This window comes from Mesorhizobium sp. M7A.F.Ca.US.005.03.2.1 (assembly GCF_003997795.1).
In the GTDB taxonomy this organism is placed as follows: Bacteria; Pseudomonadota; Alphaproteobacteria; order Rhizobiales; family Rhizobiaceae; genus Mesorhizobium; species Mesorhizobium ciceri.
Map to the genome: position 1 here is coordinate 1 of NZ_RZRP01001507.1, position 632 is coordinate 632.

Annotated in this window: 1 protein-coding gene; it reads right to left on the reverse strand. The window is 67.4% G+C overall.

What is annotated here, in order from left to right:
* A partial coding sequence (locus tag EN991_RS38770) for an alpha/beta hydrolase (protein WP_164769790.1) occupies positions 1 to 576 on the reverse strand: 576 nt, incomplete at its 3' end.
* Positions 577 to 632 lie beyond the last annotated feature (56 nt).

Consider the following 632-nt stretch of genomic DNA (forward strand, 5'->3'; position numbering starts at 1 on the left):
CATCACCTCGGCGAAAACATTCGCGTTCTCGCGCGCAAAAAAGCCAAGCAAGGACGCGAGATTGTCCGGCGCTTCGGTGCGAAACCATGTGGCAGTCGCGGAGGCCGCGAAGGCATCGCGCGCGTCATCCAGCGGACGGCTGAGGATGAGCTCCGCCACTTCCACGTAAGGGCGCATGTTTTGCGGTGCCGCGTCGAAAGCCCAGGCAGGGCGAACAAGCACGAGACCTGTGACCCTATCCGGGTGCCGGGCCGCAAGCCGCAAGGCGATGGCCGCGCCCATCGAGATGCCGCCGGCGACGAAACGGTCGAGGCCGACCGCATCTGCGGCGGCCAGCACGTCGTCGGCGAACATCGCGATCGAAAACGGGCGATTGCTGCCGGCGTCGGAACCGCCCTGCGCTCGGCATTCGACGGTCAGCCGGCGGTATGAAGGGCCATCGGGAAAGTTCTGCGCCACCTGCGCCGCATCACCGCCGAGGCCATGCTGGAAGACGACGGGAGGCCTGCCCTGCCCCGTGTCGAAGACACGAAGCGATGCATCGTCGCGAAGCAGGATCGCCGGCGCGGCGCCCATCAGAGGAGTCCCCGCAGAAAGGCTGCGACGCCGGGGGCTTCATCGGCGGACAGCCC